The sequence below is a fragment of the Anoxybacteroides tepidamans genome, from assembly GCF_014201465.1.
Classification (GTDB): domain Bacteria; phylum Bacillota; class Bacilli; order Bacillales; family Anoxybacillaceae; genus Anoxybacteroides; species Anoxybacteroides tepidamans.
In genome coordinates this window covers 100,276-115,292 of sequence record NZ_JACHEP010000004.1, presented here as the reverse complement: position 1 = coordinate 115,292, position 15,017 = coordinate 100,276, and the positions used below count along the sequence as shown (strand labels likewise).

General features: G+C 43.3%; 12 protein-coding genes. 1 reads left to right on the top strand and 11 read right to left on the bottom strand.

Features of this window, described 5'->3' with window-relative positions; translation table 11 throughout:
* Nucleotide 1: 1 nt before the first annotated feature.
* From HNQ34_RS06495 to HNQ34_RS06445, 11 genes are all read right to left on the bottom strand, one after another.
* Entirely contained in the window at nucleotides 2-1,072 is a 1,071-nt protein-coding gene (locus HNQ34_RS06495; RefSeq protein ID WP_183252790.1) for a glycosyltransferase, read from the bottom strand.
* A complete protein-coding gene (locus HNQ34_RS06490) occupies nucleotides 1,069-2,181 on the bottom strand; it encodes a glycosyltransferase (protein ID WP_183252788.1) in 1,113 nt (370 codons plus the stop codon). Before HNQ34_RS06490 ends, HNQ34_RS06495 begins: the two co-directional genes overlap by 4 nt.
* Before the next feature lie 9 nt (nucleotides 2,182-2,190).
* Nucleotides 2,191-3,585: an O-antigen polymerase gene (locus HNQ34_RS06485; RefSeq protein ID WP_183252786.1), complete on the bottom strand. Its 1,395-nt coding sequence runs from the start codon at nucleotides 3,583-3,585 to the stop codon at nucleotides 2,191-2,193.
* Between the two features lie 12 nt (nucleotides 3,586-3,597).
* Nucleotides 3,598-4,656 carry a non-hydrolyzing UDP-N-acetylglucosamine 2-epimerase gene (wecB, locus tag HNQ34_RS06480; protein ID WP_183252784.1) on the bottom strand — a complete coding sequence of 353 codons (1,059 nt, stop codon included), beginning with the start codon at nucleotides 4,654-4,656 and terminating at the stop codon, nucleotides 3,598-3,600.
* Nucleotides 4,657-4,695: 39 nt separating this feature from the next.
* A complete protein-coding gene (locus tag HNQ34_RS06475; protein ID WP_183252782.1) occupies nucleotides 4,696-6,126 on the bottom strand; it encodes a lipopolysaccharide biosynthesis protein in 1,431 nt (476 codons plus the stop codon).
* The gene (locus tag HNQ34_RS06470; RefSeq protein ID WP_183252780.1) at nucleotides 6,127-6,858 is read right to left on the bottom strand and encodes an N-acetyltransferase; all 732 of its coding nucleotides are present in this window, start codon (nucleotides 6,856-6,858) and stop codon (nucleotides 6,127-6,129) included.
* A 25-nt stretch (nucleotides 6,859-6,883) separates the two neighbouring features.
* Nucleotides 6,884-8,197 (bottom strand): nucleotide sugar dehydrogenase, encoded by a 1,314-nt coding sequence (locus HNQ34_RS06465; RefSeq protein WP_183252779.1) that lies wholly within the window; start codon nucleotides 8,195-8,197, stop codon nucleotides 6,884-6,886.
* Between the two features lie 18 nt (nucleotides 8,198-8,215).
* Complete coding sequence (locus HNQ34_RS06460; RefSeq protein WP_183252777.1) at nucleotides 8,216-9,229, bottom strand: Gfo/Idh/MocA family protein; 1,014 nt, start codon at nucleotides 9,227-9,229, stop codon at nucleotides 8,216-8,218.
* Nucleotides 9,226-9,972: a lipopolysaccharide biosynthesis protein gene (locus tag HNQ34_RS06455; RefSeq protein WP_312856104.1), complete on the bottom strand. Its 747-nt coding sequence runs from the start codon at nucleotides 9,970-9,972 to the stop codon at nucleotides 9,226-9,228. Before HNQ34_RS06455 ends, HNQ34_RS06460 begins: the two co-directional genes overlap by 4 nt.
* Nucleotides 9,973-10,063: 91 nt before the next feature.
* Nucleotides 10,064-11,176, bottom strand: coding sequence for a DegT/DnrJ/EryC1/StrS family aminotransferase (locus HNQ34_RS06450; RefSeq protein ID WP_183252773.1), 1,113 nt, complete (start codon nucleotides 11,174-11,176; stop codon nucleotides 10,064-10,066).
* 164 nt (nucleotides 11,177-11,340) lie between these two features.
* The gene (locus HNQ34_RS06445) at nucleotides 11,341-12,423 is read right to left on the bottom strand and encodes a glycosyltransferase family 4 protein (RefSeq protein WP_183252771.1); all 1,083 of its coding nucleotides are present in this window, start codon (nucleotides 12,421-12,423) and stop codon (nucleotides 11,341-11,343) included.
* 219 nt (nucleotides 12,424-12,642) lie between these two features.
* Between HNQ34_RS06445 and secA2 the strand changes: the two genes are divergently transcribed.
* A complete protein-coding gene (gene secA2, locus HNQ34_RS06440) occupies nucleotides 12,643-15,015 on the top strand; it encodes an accessory Sec system translocase SecA2 (RefSeq protein ID WP_183252769.1) in 2,373 nt (790 codons plus the stop codon).
* The last annotated feature ends 2 nt before the right edge of the window (nucleotides 15,016-15,017 follow it).

The window sequence follows — 15,017 nt, the reverse complement described above, 5'->3', positions numbered from 1 at the left end:
CTCACACCCCGTTCAACGTTTGTTTATATAGCTTTAACATGTCATTTGCATTATCGATCCAATTATAATGCTCTTTCACATGTTGTATGCCGTTTTTTCCCATTTGGTGACGCAAATCGGCGTCATTTAGAAGCCGTTTGAACGCCTCGGCTAATTCATTCGGATTTTCTTTTGGTACGATCAAACCAGTCACATCTTTTTTGACAACTTCCGGAAGTCCCCCGACGTTCGACACGACAACCGGTACACCGCACGCCATCGCTTCTACTGCCGCCACACCGAAACTTTCGCTATCTTCCGTAGACGGTACTGCAAAAATATCCATTTCATTAATATATTTCGGTACGTCTGTATTTGGCACGCGCCCCATAAATGTCGTGACGTCACGAATGCCAAGCGTTTCCGCTAGTTGTTCGTATTCTTGACGCTGTGGACCATCGCCTACAATCAATAAATTCGTATTTGGATAATGTTGATGAACGATCGCAAACGCCTTAATTAAGTCCGCAATTCCGTATTTATCAGAAAGAGCTTTAACCGTGCCGATCGTAACCGTGTCTTTCGTGCGCTTTTCCAGCGGCTGGAAGATGGTGAGATCCACACCAAACGGCGTCACCTCAACATGCTTGTCCGTATATTTTTTCGTTTCCGCCGCCATAACATGGCTTGTGGAGCAAATGACATCTGCTTTCTTCAATGTAAACTCAACAATGCTTCGATTCACACGATTTTGTTGCGGAAATTGGTAAATATCCCGTCCCCATACCGAAACATAAAATAGATGAGCATTCGCAAGAGCGCCGACAAACCCATAACTCGACACATAATGGGCGTGCAAAATGTCGGGTTGAAACGACGCCAGCAGTCTTTTTAAAGCGAATACGCTCGAAATATAGGATAATTTCCCGGGAAACCACTTTGGTAGCACCCATGTTTCGACTTCTTCCGCATGTTCCGGTGAATAATGATCTTTAAACGTGATGACTTTGACGTCAATGCCTTGTTGCTTATAAAACAACGCCCATTTATGGGTATGAATCGATTTGCTTGGGGCTAACAACGCTACTTTCATTTTTCTTCCCCCGTTAACGTTCGCTTCACTTTTTCTACTCTTGCAACCCAGGAATGTTTGTTCATAAATGTTTCCGCAATGCGTTGACGATATTGCTCTTTCCGATCAATCATGATTCGAATCGCTTCCGCCATTGATTGTGGATGATCTTCGCAAATGACTCCGTATCCGTCCTCTTCAATAAAACGTTTTTGCGCTAAACAGTTCGTCGCCACAATAGGCAATTCATTCGATAAATACTCGACAAGTTTCACCGGCACAGAAAAATCGTTGTATTCGCTGCGCAATCGCGGAATAAACGCAAAGTCCATTTGTTCATATAAACGATCCAGCTCTGCTCCACTAATGTGCTTTACATCAACATCTAAGTAGCGAATGCGCTCTTTTTGTGCATCAGGAAGCGCTTCGTATTCGTTTTTGCGACATACAATTGTTAAATGAACAAGCTGTTCTGTTTGATTTACGATTTGCAGTGCGTCAAGAAGCAAAAACAACCCGTAATCCTCATTGTTAATGCCTCCCACATACAATCCTCTAGCAACAGCTTCATTCCGCTTTTCTCGACGAATATTTCTTCGCTTTCCTCCAGGCGGAAGATCCGTCATCGGGCGATCAATCGCTACATATTTCCCCATTTCCACACTCGGCAAAAAGATGACATCACAGTACTTCTCATAAAACCGCTCTTCCCACCGATAAATCGTCTGCATAATTTTCTTTTTCCATCCTTTTAACGGATATAGCTCATCAAATTTCCAGTATACATCACGATAAAACACGCCGACAGGCACGTTACGTTTTTTCAAATATCGCAATACCGTCCGGTCAATGAACGGCTTTTGCGGTTTATGCCCTGGGTCTGTCAGCCATAACGGAATCGTCTGGTTTTCCATATAACAAAACCAAACATCATCAAGTTTCCCTGTGCTGACGAATTGACGGAATTGCTTTTCCCGTTCCGCCGACGTTCCGGAAATGAAAATCACTTCAATCCCTTCTTTGTCGCCCCATTCACAAAACGCCCTATACATTTCATGCGGCCGCAACTTCGAACCGCTATTCGCTTGTTCCGCCAGCGCAAACGGATAATAGACGAGAACTTTTTTCATCGTAATCCCTCATCGAATATTGATTTTTTTCAATAGATTACTCTTTTGGAGCCATGGCCAAACATCCGCCTTCACACGCAAAAATAATACCATTCCACCAAAAAGCACGACAAGTAAGATCCAAATGGGATTGAACAGAAAATCCGTAAACCCTCCGACAATCGTGCGAGGAATGTTGATCGAAAAATAAACGAACAAGCTAATAAAAATCGGGTTTTTCGGTAAACGAAGAAAGCAAATATATAATAGTTGAATGATCATCCCGACATAAAACGTGCCGACGATAATCCCCAAATAACCAAAATTCGCATACGCTTCCGCTACAAAGAGCGTATTGAGCACGCCGCCTGTTCCGTCTTCAATCCGTTCTGGGAACACATGCGCCATCACCATTCGCGCAGAACGGACGTTATCTACATCAAACAAGCCGGTAAGGATGGAAGGCAAACTTCTTCCATTCAAAAATGGCAACGCTTCACCAAATAGATTCAAATGTAAAAACGTTGGAGCAATTTGCGCAAAAATCATCCGTCCGATCGGCCCTTTATTATAGGATAAAAATGATTGGACGTCACGAACTCCTTGAATAACGATATACATTCCTACTAAGGCGATGCTGCCTGCCACTCCATACGCCAGCAATTTAGCAGACGACAATTTCGTTTTTCCAATATAAATACGCACAAGCAAAAACATAATCAAATAGAAAAAAATCGGTGATTTTGCTAAATCATACACGTTGACAAACACGGCTCCTGCAAACAATATAAGGAACAATATTTTCCAACGCGCTTCATTCGTAAGGACAGAAAAAATATAAGCCATTAACGATAACAAAGGAGTTAACGAAAGTGCAAAAATATTGCGAAATAGTACATTTCCCTTAAAACGGAGAGATGCTTCAATCCGTAACTCCGCTAGACTCGTATCCCCATGTCCTTTCAACAGCTCAAAAATCGGCACTTGCGGCGTTTTCCAAATCGTATATAAAATCGCTAACACGCTTAGTCCTGATAAAGCGAGAAACCAATAAAAAAACTCATTTCGATTGGCGGTCACGGGATGAATCGGACTTTCTAAATACCGTTGAAATTCGCTTTTCGGCTCAAAGCCGCATAACTTTGAAACAAAAAGCATCGACAGCGGTAAAAACACCATGACAAAACAAACAACCGCAAAGCCAATTACGCGATACTCGTCCGGTCTAAATAGTTTCTGCGTCATGTAATAATTATCAATCCCCAGCACGATGAACAACGAACCAGTGAAGCTCGAAATCAACAAAGAATAATAATAAACGATCGACACAAGATTCGGCTTCACGACCGATAAACTGCCCGACACATAACGAAACAATGCCGTCGACACAAACAACACAACAAGCCAAATAGACACGTATAACATAAGAATGCACCCTTATGCGCGCTCAATCGCCTCAACAATTTTTTCCGCCGCTTTGCCGTCGCCAAATACGTCCGAATACACCGGACGAACTTCTTTTTTGACCGCAGCGACGATTTTTTCCACATCCGTTCCGACAAGAATGTTTGCTTCTGCCTCAAGAGTTTCCACCCATTCCGTTTGTTCGCGCACAGTCACGCACGGTACTTGCATAAAGTAGGCTTCTTTTTGAACACCGCCGGAGTCCGTAATAATCTTTTTCGCATTGCTTTCAAGCGTCAACATATCAAGATAGCCGACAGGCTCAATCACTTTTAAGTTAGGAATTTTTTCCACGCTCAAACCGTATGCCGCCAATTTATGTTTCGTACGCGGATGAATCGGCCATACTTTCGTTTCTTCGATCTGCGCAAACGCCTCTAAAATATTTTTCATATTTTGCACGTCATCCGTATTTTCCGCACGATGAATCGTAATTAAATGATATTGCTTCGCTTCTAAGCCAAGGTCAGAAAGAATTGTGGATTTTTGTTGAGCTAGCTCTTTATTGTATAGAACTGCATCATACATGACATCTCCGACATTGATGACATTGCGCGTAATATTCTCATTTTTTAAGTTCTCAACTGCTGTATCGGTCGGACAGAACAAAAATTCTGACACATGGTCTGTCATAATGCGGTTAATTTCTTCGGGCATTTTTTTATTAAAACTGCGCAATCCCGCTTCGACGTGAATAACCGGGATGTGCAATTTTGCTGCCACAAGCGCACCCGCGAGCGTCGAGTTGGTGTCACCGTACACAAGCACATAATCGGGTTGTTCTTTCAAGACGATTTCTTCAATTTTGATCAACATTTCCCCTGTTTGCTTGCCATGGCTGCCAGAGCCGACTCCAAGGTGATAATCTGGCTTTGGAATGTTCAATTCTTCAAAGAAAATGTCTGACATATTCGCATCATAATGCTGTCCTGTATGAATAATCATTTCTATATGTTTTTTCCGCAATACCCGCGACACCGGAGCCGCTTTAATAAACTGTGGTCTTGCCCCTAAGATTGTTACAATTTTCATGATCTATCCTCCTCGTTCTTACTAGTATTTCCATCTCTTTCATAAATTCTCCGTCGCCGGTTGACGACGAAACTCACGATCTACGCGGCTTGCAAGCACCATGATGAGAAAATACACCCAGCTCAACAAAATAAACGTCGCTCCCATCTTTGTTTCCTGCACATACACAATGGCGGACGTACTAATGAGCGTGTTGACAAATAAAAAAGCCATTTTCGCAAATGACACCGGTACGTAGTATACTTGCTGACTTTTCCGAAAAATAAACGAAACGGCAAATACGTATGTTGCCATGTTCGCAATCACCGCGCCCCATCCGGTGAAAAACGGAACAAGCGCAAAATTGAGACCAATATTAAGGAGCGCAGCCATCGCAAATATGCGAGTAATATACCCCGTTTCTTTTTTAAAGAAAAGACCGACCGAAATAATTAAATAATAGAAATTTAAAAAGGTCACACATGATAAAAAGGCGACATATTGATACGCCTCATAATAGCTAGGTGCAAAAAACGTTTTCATCACCCATGGACTAACCGTCGCTACCACCATCACACCAAAAAGACCTAAAAGCAATAATGCCATGTAAATTTTTGCAAATATATAAGGACTATCCTCTTTGTCTTTGACAGACATGGAATACGGCCGCCATGCCATTTGTACACCGCTTGTGACAAGTGTAATCATCATCGCTAAACGAAGCGCGACCCCAAACACACCGACTTCTTCAAGCGAAGAGAATCCTTGGATAAAAAACGTACTTGAATTCGAAATGACCCAAAATGCGATCGATGTGGGCGCTAAAGGAGCTGCATATACTAATATTTCTTTTAAAATCGGCCATTGGATACGAAACTTCAAATAGTTCCACGTCATGCGCAACATCAGCACAAAAACGACGACGCTGCTCACGAGTCTACCCATAAACAGCCCGCTCGGAGTCGAAGAAAAAAATTTCAACGCCATGTACGAAAGAAAAGCGACAAGCAACATTTTTAGCACGGTGAACAACACGACTTTTTTCGTTTGAAACTCAAAGCGCATCACCGTCGTTACAACGACAAAAATCGTATCAAGAAGCAACGTAAACAAATTCACATATAGCAAATCAACATAACGTGAGTTTTCCAATATTTTCTCCGCAAACCACGGACCTGCTACGACCACAAGCAAGAACAAAATAGCAACGACAAACAGCCGGAAGTACATGACATTTTGTACATACAACAGCCGTTTGTTCTCATCTTTCGTATCATAATAATAAAACGATAGCGCAGAATCCGTTCCGAAAATAACAAGAAACGTTAACATCGATGTCAGCCGGTCTAAAATATCAACAATCCCATATTGCGTCTTCGATAAAAAGCTCGTATACACTGGCAACATAATAAATGCGATCAGCTTCGTACCAACGTTCATGAATGCGTAAAGGAGCGAATCCGCTCCTAAACGCTTAATTTGCGATAACAATTATAACAACTCCCGCTCATCAACCATTTTGCTGAACTTTGCTGGAAGACCTTTGACGACCGTTTTTGGCTCCGTATCTTTTGTGACAAGTGCTCCCGCTGCGACAAACGTTTCTTCTGCAATCGTAATGCTAGGCAAAATGATCGATGCTCCGCCAACGCGCGCGCCGCGTTTAATCGTCGCGCCTTTAATTTTTGAAAATCTTTCTTCTGTTCGTCCCATGTAATTATCGTTTGTCGTCGTCACGCAAGGAGCAATAAATACATGGTCTTCAAGCGTCGAATACGCTGTAATGTATGAGTTCGATTGAATTTTCGTGCGGTCGCCAATTTCCACGTGATTTTCGATACACACCCCGCGGCCGACGATAACGTACTCGCCAATTTTGACGTTTTCGCGCACGCTTGCGAGATCCGCCACCAGCGTGTTCGCACCGATCACCGCGCCGCGGTAAATGACGGCATTCGCACCGATCGTACAATTTTCGCCAATTTCAAGCGCCGGAATGTCGCCGACAAGCTTTACCGTGCTCGTTTTCGCCGGTTTTGGTGGTTTGCCAAGCACCGCGCCATCGGCGATCGTCGTTCCGTCGCCGATGACCGTGCCTTCATGAATCGTTACACGGTTGCCGATTTTCACGTGTTTCCCAATCTTTACGCCTTTTTCAATGACCGTAAAATAGCCGACTTCTACCGTTTCGTCAAGCACAACAGAAGGATCAATAAAATTCATTTTGTCTTCTCCTCTTCATACAGGATTATAGTTTGACATATTTATTTGGCTTTTCGACGTCTTTTAACGCATTGCGCGTATCGAAAATGACCGGGCTGTTTTGGGCAATCATTTCATAATCAAAGTTCGAATGATCCGTTGTAATCAGTACGATGTCAGACTGTTGCAATAGTTCTGGCGTGAGCGCTACCGTTTCAATGACGCGATTGCATGCGCGAAACGAAGGAACATAAGGGTCAACGACCGTAAATTCCGCTCCGTGCTGCTCTAGCAATTCCACAATTTTTAATACAGGGGACTCGCGTACATCGTCGATATCTTTTTTATAAGCGACCCCCAACACCGTTACTTTCGAACCGCGAAGCGCCTTGCCTTCTTCGTTTAAAATGTGCATTGTGCGGTTCACGACATACTCTGGCATCGCGTTATTAATTTCACCGGCAAGTTCGATCAGACGAGTATGATAATTATATTCACGCGCTTTCCATGTTAAATAGAACGGGTCGATCGGAATGCAGTGACCGCCTAAGCCTGGGCCTGGATAAAATGCCATAAATCCGTACGGCTTCGTTTTGGCTGCTTCGATCACTTCCCATACGTCAATGCCCATGCGTTCGCAAAGAATCGCCATTTCATTCGCAAGCGCAATGTTAATATGGCGGAATGTATTTTCGAAAATTTTCTCCATTTCGGCTACCGCCGGGCTCGATACTTCGTGCACATCGCCTTCCAGCACAGAGCGATAAAGCGCCGCCGCCACTTTCGTACATTTTTCCGTCACGCCGCCCACCACTTTTGGCGTGTTTTTCGTTTTGAACACTTTATTACCAGGATCGACACGCTCCGGAGAGTAAGCGACAAACACCGTTTCCCCTACTTTTAATCCTTTTTTCTCAAGCGCTGGTTTGACGATTTCTTCCGTTGTGCCAGGGTATGTGGTAGATTCAAGAACAACGAGCATGCCTTCATGCGCATATTTCGCAATTTCATTGGCGGAGTTTTCAACATAGGACGTATCCGGCTGATGATGTTCATCAAGCGGCGTTGGAACCGCAATCGCCACCGCATCAACTTCTGCGATGCGCGCATAATCGGTTGTCGCTTGCAAATAACCTTTTTTTACCATCTTGTGTAAATCCTCATCGACCACATCGCCGATGTAGTTAATTCCGTTATTCACTTGATCGACGCGGTTTTGTTGAATGTCAAAACCGATCACTTTAAAACCGGCTTTTGCTTTTTCGACCGCAAGCGGTAATCCGACATATCCTAATCCGACTACACCGATGATCGCTTCTTTATTTTCAATTTTGCGTAACAACTGTTCATAATAACTCATCGCAGATCGTTCCTTTCATTATGATAGTGTAACTTTTTTTCCAGTTTCTGCTGACTCTAAAATCGCTAAAATAAGCCTCACAGGGGCAAGGCCGTCTTCCCCAGTGACAATCGGCTCGCGATCTTCCTGAATCGCTTGTATCATATCTTCGACAATGCATTGGTGTCCTGGTTTTCCGAACGGGTCGTTGTTAATTTCCGCAATCACTTGCTCTTTTTCTTCTTCAGAGACTCCTTCAATGTCCCATGTTTCAATGAAGTTAGCCGTACGACCGCTAATTTTCACCGATGCTTTTTCGCCAAAAATGGCGATCGACTCTTCCAAGTTTTTCGGATAAATCGTCGTCGCCGCTTCAATAACGCCAAGCGCCCCATTTTTGAACTGAACAACAGCGGCGGCCACGTCTTCGGTTTCGATGTTACGCAATCTTGTGGCGACCATCGCTTGCACTGATTCGACAGGACCCATTAACCAAAGCATTAAGTCTAAATCATGGATCGCTTGGTTCATAAGCACTCCGCCATCAAATTCTTTCGTGCCGCGCCACGTCGCTTGATCATAATACGCTTGATTGCGATTCCATCTTACCGTTGCATTAGCATGGCTCAGCTTTCCGAATGCGCCTTCGTCCATTTTTTGCTTTAACTTTTGAATCGCCGGCCGGAAACGGTTCGGATGAACGACTGCCAGCTTCACACCGTTTTCTTTGGCGACGCGAATCATCTCTTCCGCGTCCTCAAGCTTTAGCGCCATCGGCTTTTCGACAATAATATGGCGCTTATGCTCCGCCACGATCTTTGTTAATTTCGCATGCAGACCAGAAGGTACGCATATATTGACAACCGCAATATCTTCGTTTTCTTTTAACATCGTTTCTAAATCGGTATATGTTTTTATTTCTTCTGGAAATCCCGTTAAACGCTCTGGATTCGTATCACATACAGCGGCTAGCACAGCCCCTTCTGCGTTTTCAATCGCTTCGATATGTTTTTTCGCGATATGTCCCATACCGACGATCGCAAATTTAATCATTGATAGTACCTCCTAGCATCAAACACATACTTCAGCAAAATGAGGAAAATAAAAGTGAGAAACACGCCCAATACAAGGCCGCTCGCAATCGCTTCTTTCGCATACGACTTCGACGGAGCGACAGCCTCGGAAAGAACAGACGGCTTTTCATAAAACACTAAATCGCTTCTTACACGATTGGCTGTTTCCATCGTTTTCGTTAAATCACTTTGCGCTTCAACCAACAAATCGGTCGTGCTTTCGATTTGTTGCGGTGTGAGAGACGGCGAATCGAGCTTTTTGTTATAATGTTCAATCGATGTTTGAAGCGTTTTGATTCGCTCATCTAACGAATTCAAGTAAGCCATCGTCGTATCTAATCGTTTTTGAGAATGTTCCTGAAGTTCTTTATTGTAGCGCGTGACGATGTCATCAAGGTCATTTTGTACGCTCTTCTCATCATCGCCTTTTACCGTGATTTTGACATATTTCTCTTCTGTCACGACGACGTCCATTTTATTTTTGATATCTGGAAACTTAGCTACAATATTATCTGGATTCGTTAAATCTTTTAAATTGATTGCCCCTGTAAATACGACCGCTTTACCGGTATACTTTGCATGATTCAAAACAAATTGTACGCCTAAAAACGTTACTAGCGCCATAATCGGCGGAATGATGACAAACAGTAGCTTCTTTTTCCAAAAATATAAAAGATATTCGTATAAAACGAACCTTTGCTTGTCCGCTGACAAAAAACTCACCATCCTTATCATAATCTAACGATGCGCATTTACCAAATGCTATTCAGTAAGAAAACGCCCCCTGCACGCAAGCGGCGACGTTTTCTTATTATTATTTCTTATAAAACTCAGCAATTTTAGCTACCACGTATTCTTGTTGTTCTACTTTCAACTCAGGAAACATCGGAAGCGATACCGCTTCTTTCGCTGCTTTTTCCGCCTCTGGAAGATCGCCTTCTTTATACCCTAGATCTTTAAATACCGGCTGCAAATGCAACGGAAGCGGATAATATACCATCGTCGCTACTCCGTTTTCTTTTAGAAATGCCTGCAATTCATCCCGTTTTGGCACGCGAATGGTGTATTGATGGAATACATGGTAACGATCTTCCATTTCCACTGGCGTCACGACAATGTCCCCGGCCATTTCGTTTAATAAATGCGTATATGTAGCGGCGCGTTCGCGTCTTAATTCCGACCATTCGTTTAGGTGCGGGAATTTGACGTTTAAAATCGCTGCTTGCATTTCATCCAAACGGCTATTATACCCTAACACGTGATGATAATATTTCGGTTTGCTGCCGTGAACACGGATAACGCGGCATTTTTCTGCAATGTCATCATCGTTGGTGACAATCATTCCGCCGTCTCCGTATGCGCCTAAGTTTTTCGTTGGGAAGAAGCTATACGTTGCGGCTGTTCCTAATTCTCCGACGTTTTTCCCTTTATATTTCGCTCCGATCGCTTGCGCCGCATCTTCAATGATGACAAGCTGGTGCTTTTTTGCGATTTCGACAATCGGATCCATATCAGCCATTTGGCCATATAAGTGAACAGGAAGAATCGCTTTTGTTTTTTTCGTAACCGCTTCTTCGATTTTCGCTGGATCAATGTTAAACGTCACCGGGTCAATATCGACAAACACCGGCGTCGCCCCTGCGCGGACGATTGCTCCGCCCGTTGCGAAAAAAGTAAAAGCGGTTGTAATGACTTCATCCCCCGGCCCTACACCTGCCGCTTGTAACGCTATATGTATCGCATCGCTTCCGTTACCGCAACCGATTCCATGTTTGACGTTGCTGTAGGCTGCGATATCATTCTCTAATTTTTTGACATGATCTCCTAAAATAAAGCGTGACGAGCTCATCACTTCGTCTAACACCGTTAACATTTCGGATTTTAAACGTTGATATTGCTCGCTCAAGTCTAGCATTGGCACTTTCATAAAAATTCCTCCAATAAATGTTTGGTATCGATTGATAACACGTTTAGTTTATCACATTTTTTTACTTATATAGTGCTCTTTTTTGACAAAATTCGTATATTGCATCTAAAAAACCGTTTGTACCTTCAACAGACACAAACGGCCAGCATGTTTCATGACTGCACTTATCGATGATCGCTGTATACTTTTCTTCCGCCACGAACTAATTTGCGAACAAGCGTCATAAACGGCTTGTACTGCTCATTGACAAGTCCGATCAACTCCGCTAACACTTCTCCTAAAACGAGCAGAGCAAAAAGGATGAAGATAGATTGCCATAATGTAGAAGAAGAAAATAATATTGCGCTCACGCCAAACATAATGCCGAAGCAGTAAATGAGCAACACCGTGTTGCGATGAGAAAATCCGAGTGCCAACAATCGATGGTGCAAATGGGATTTGTCTGGCGCAGAAATCGGCTTTTTGTTAACGATGCGGCGAATAATCGCAAACGTCGTGTCGAAAATTGGCACGCCTAGAATAATAACAGGTACGACAAAGCTGAATAGCGTGACGCTTTTATATAGACCAAGAAGCGATAGCACCGAAATGGCGTATCCTAAAAATAAGGCCCCTGTATCCCCCATAAAAATTTTCGCTGGGTGGAAGTTGTAGAATAAAAATCCAATAATACTGCCTAATATAATAAGGGATAATGTAAAAATTAGCACCTTATCTGCCATGCCTGCCAATACAGCGATCGTTGCAACTCCGATTGCGGAAATGCCGGCGGAAAGGCCGTCGAGACCATCAATTAAGTTAATCGCATTCGTAATGCCGACAATCCAAAAAACCGTAATCGGGTAACTCCATAATCCAACGTCAAATTTCCCGATAAACGGAATAGTGAGCAACTCCACCTTTAACCCTGATGCCACGACAAGACCCGCCACGACAAGCTGGCCGAGAAATTTGACTTTTGGTGAAAGCTCATACAAATCATCAAGCATGCCGATCAAAACGATCAAAATCGCTCCCACCGTAATTCCTGTCACTTGTTCGTGATACACTCCCCCGACAAAATAACCGACGATCACGCCGATAAAAATCGCCAAACCGCCAAGACGAGGCATGATTCGCGTATGCACTTTTCGTTCGTTCGGTTTATCGATCGCACCGATTTTGATCGCAAACTTTATCACAAGAGGCGTTACTACGATGACCGTTAAAAACGAGGCAAAAAACGCCATAATTGCTTGCATGTTCATAAATAGATCACCTTTGACCTAGGATTAATAGTTACACATCATTTTTATGTTACCACATAAGCGGCGTAAATCAATCTTTTTTTTGCTTCAAAACATTCGGCAAGTTTGGATGAGTCAATAGATATTTGTATTTTTTTCCTCTTATCATTCCGAGCAGTTGATTTTTGCCATAGTATGTTATAATTCGTCTAGGAATGAATTTAAGTAGGAGAGAGAAACATGTTAACAAAGGTAAAAGAATTATTTAACGAAAGTGCTCGCGATATAAAAAGACTTCGTAAGCTTGTCGAGAAAGTGAATGCATTAGAACCGCACATCGCTTCTTTAACCGATGAACAATTAAAAGCAAAAACGGGCGATTTTAAAAATCGCTTACGCGCCGGGAAAACGCTTGACGATTTAAAAATCGAAGCCTTCGCCGTCGTGCGTGAAGCCGCAAAACGCGTGCTCGGACTGCGTCATTACGACGTACAGCTCATCGGCGGCTTTGTCTTGCACGAAGGAAACATCGCCGAAATGCAAACGGGAGAAGGGAAAACGTTAGTGGCTACGCTTCCAAGTTACTTGCATGCCCTTGAAGGAAAAGGGGTACATATTATTACCGCTAACGAATATTTAGCGCGCCGCGACCGCGAACAAATGGGGAAAGTGTTCGAATTTTTAGGGCTGACGGTCGGCCTCAACATTTCGCAAATGTCTCCGCAAGAGAAAAAAGAAGCGTATCAAGCGGATATTACATATGGAACCGGAACGGAATTTGGCTTCGATTACTTGCGTGACAACATGGTATATGACATCCGCGATAAAGTGCAGCGCAAGCTTCATTACGCCATCGTCGATGAAATTGACAGCATTTTAATTGATGAAGCACGTACACCGCTTATTATCGCCAACAAATCAAGCATCGGAGCCGATCTGTTTCAAGTGACAGCCCAAATTGTCAAACAGTTCAAAGCAGAGGAAGATTATGAATTATATCCAGAAACAAAACAAATCTTTTTAACTGATGCTGGTGCGTCAAAAATTGAACAAGCATTTGGCATCGACAACTTGTACGATGCCGAGCATCAAGCGCTCTTGCATAACGTCATGCAGTCGCTGCGCGCCTTCGTCATTATGAAACGCGACGTCGACTACATCGTTAAAGACGGAAAAGTGCTCCTTGTCGACCAATTTACTGGACGCATTATGGAAGGGCGAACTTTTAGCGACGGATTGCATCAAGCGATCGAAGCAAAAGAAGAAGTCGAAATTACTGAAGAAAACGATGTCCAAGCAACGATTACGATTCAAAACTATTTCCGAATGTACGAAACGTTGTGCGGCATGACAGGAAGCGCTACCCCATCCAAAGATGAATTTTGGGACACCTATCACCTTCATGTCGTCACGATCCCGACGAACAAACCGCGGCGCCGCATCGATATGGACGATCTCGTCTATCGCACGTACGAGGCGAAAGCGAAAAAGATTGTCGCTGAAGTGAAAAAAATGAACGATATCGGCCGTCCGATCTTAATCGGCACGACATCAATCGCGCAGTCTGAACGATTATCGCAATATTTAACGAAGCACGGAATTAAACATCAAATTTTAAACGCTAAAACGGAAGAAGACGAAGCGCGCATCATTGCGCTCGCCGGACAAAAAGGGCAAGTGATGCTGGCAACGAATATGGCCGGACGCGGAACCGATATTTTGTTAGGCGAAGGAGTCGCAGAGCTCGGTGGGTTGCATATTATCGGTACTGAACGCCATGAAAGCAACCGCATCGATATGCAACTTCGCGGCCGCGCCGGACGCCAAGGCGATCCGGGCTCTTCGCAATTTATCATCTCATTAGAAGATGAGCTGTTTAAATCTTATGATAAAGAAGAACTTGAAAAATGGCTTAGCAAAGTCAAAACAGATGAGGACGGACTTGTCATTTCACCTGATCCGGTGAAATTTGTCAGAAAAGTGCAAGAAACGGTCGAGCACGCTCACTATTCCGCGCGCGCGCATCTATTAAAACTGGATACCGTCATCGATCGGCAAAGCAAAATTATTTACCAAATGCGCGATCGCATTTTAGCGTGTGAACAAGAAGAAATCATGACCGAAGTGCTCGATTATATAAAAAACTATTTGATGCAAACGATCGAAAAATATTGTTTGCCTAATGTTTTTTATGAAGAATGGAATATCAAAGGCTTGTATGAAGAACTATCGTTTGTATTTTTACGTTTTGACAAAACGATCGATGATTTCAAAGAACTAGAAAAAGAACAAATCGAACAAATCGTTTTTAAAGAATACGAGAAACTAAAAGCAGACTTGTTAACGCTGAAAGACGACGAAGCGCTCGCTTCACAGCTAAAGCGCTTTATGATCCAAACGATCGATTCAAACTGGATCCGCCATCTCGATACGATCACCAATATGAAAGACGGCATTCATTTGCGCGGATACGGCCAAGAAGACCCGTATCGTCTATTTGAAATCGAGGCGTTTCATGAATTTGTCCGCCTCCAACAAGACATTCAAGCCGATATTTCGATTCGTTTTATGAACTATGTTAAAAGCCAATTTGAGCTTGACGGCAACCAATAAGG

What these genes read in the sequence shown, in the direction of transcription:
- HNQ34_RS06450 (WP_183252773.1), bottom strand. Translation starts at nt 11,176, where the DNA reads ATGAAAGTGCCAATGCTAGACTTGAGCGAGCAATATCAACGTTTAAAA.
- wecB (WP_183252784.1), bottom strand. Translation starts at nt 4,656, where the DNA reads ATGAAAATTGTAACAATCTTAGGGGCAAGACCACAGTTTATTAAAGCG.
- HNQ34_RS06460 (WP_183252777.1), bottom strand. Translation starts at nt 9,229, where the DNA reads ATGATTAAATTTGCGATCGTCGGTATGGGACATATCGCGAAAAAACAT.
- HNQ34_RS06490 (WP_183252788.1), bottom strand. Translation starts at nt 2,181, where the DNA reads ATGAAAAAAGTTCTCGTCTATTATCCGTTTGCGCTGGCGGAACAAGCG.
- HNQ34_RS06445 (WP_183252771.1), bottom strand. Translation starts at nt 12,423, where the DNA reads ATGAACATGCAAGCAATTATGGCGTTTTTTGCCTCGTTTTTAACGGTC.
- HNQ34_RS06470 (WP_183252780.1), bottom strand. Translation starts at nt 6,858, where the DNA reads ATGAATTTTATTGATCCTTCTGTTGTGCTTGACGAAACGGTAGAAGTC.
- HNQ34_RS06465 (WP_183252779.1), bottom strand. Translation starts at nt 8,197, where the DNA reads ATGAGTTATTATGAACAGTTGTTACGCAAAATTGAAAATAAAGAAGCG.
- secA2 (WP_183252769.1), top strand. Translation starts at nt 12,643, where the DNA reads ATGTTAACAAAGGTAAAAGAATTATTTAACGAAAGTGCTCGCGATATA.
- HNQ34_RS06485 (WP_183252786.1), bottom strand. Translation starts at nt 3,585, where the DNA reads ATGTTATACGTGTCTATTTGGCTTGTTGTGTTGTTTGTGTCGACGGCA.
- HNQ34_RS06495 (WP_183252790.1), bottom strand. Translation starts at nt 1,072, where the DNA reads ATGAAAGTAGCGTTGTTAGCCCCAAGCAAATCGATTCATACCCATAAA.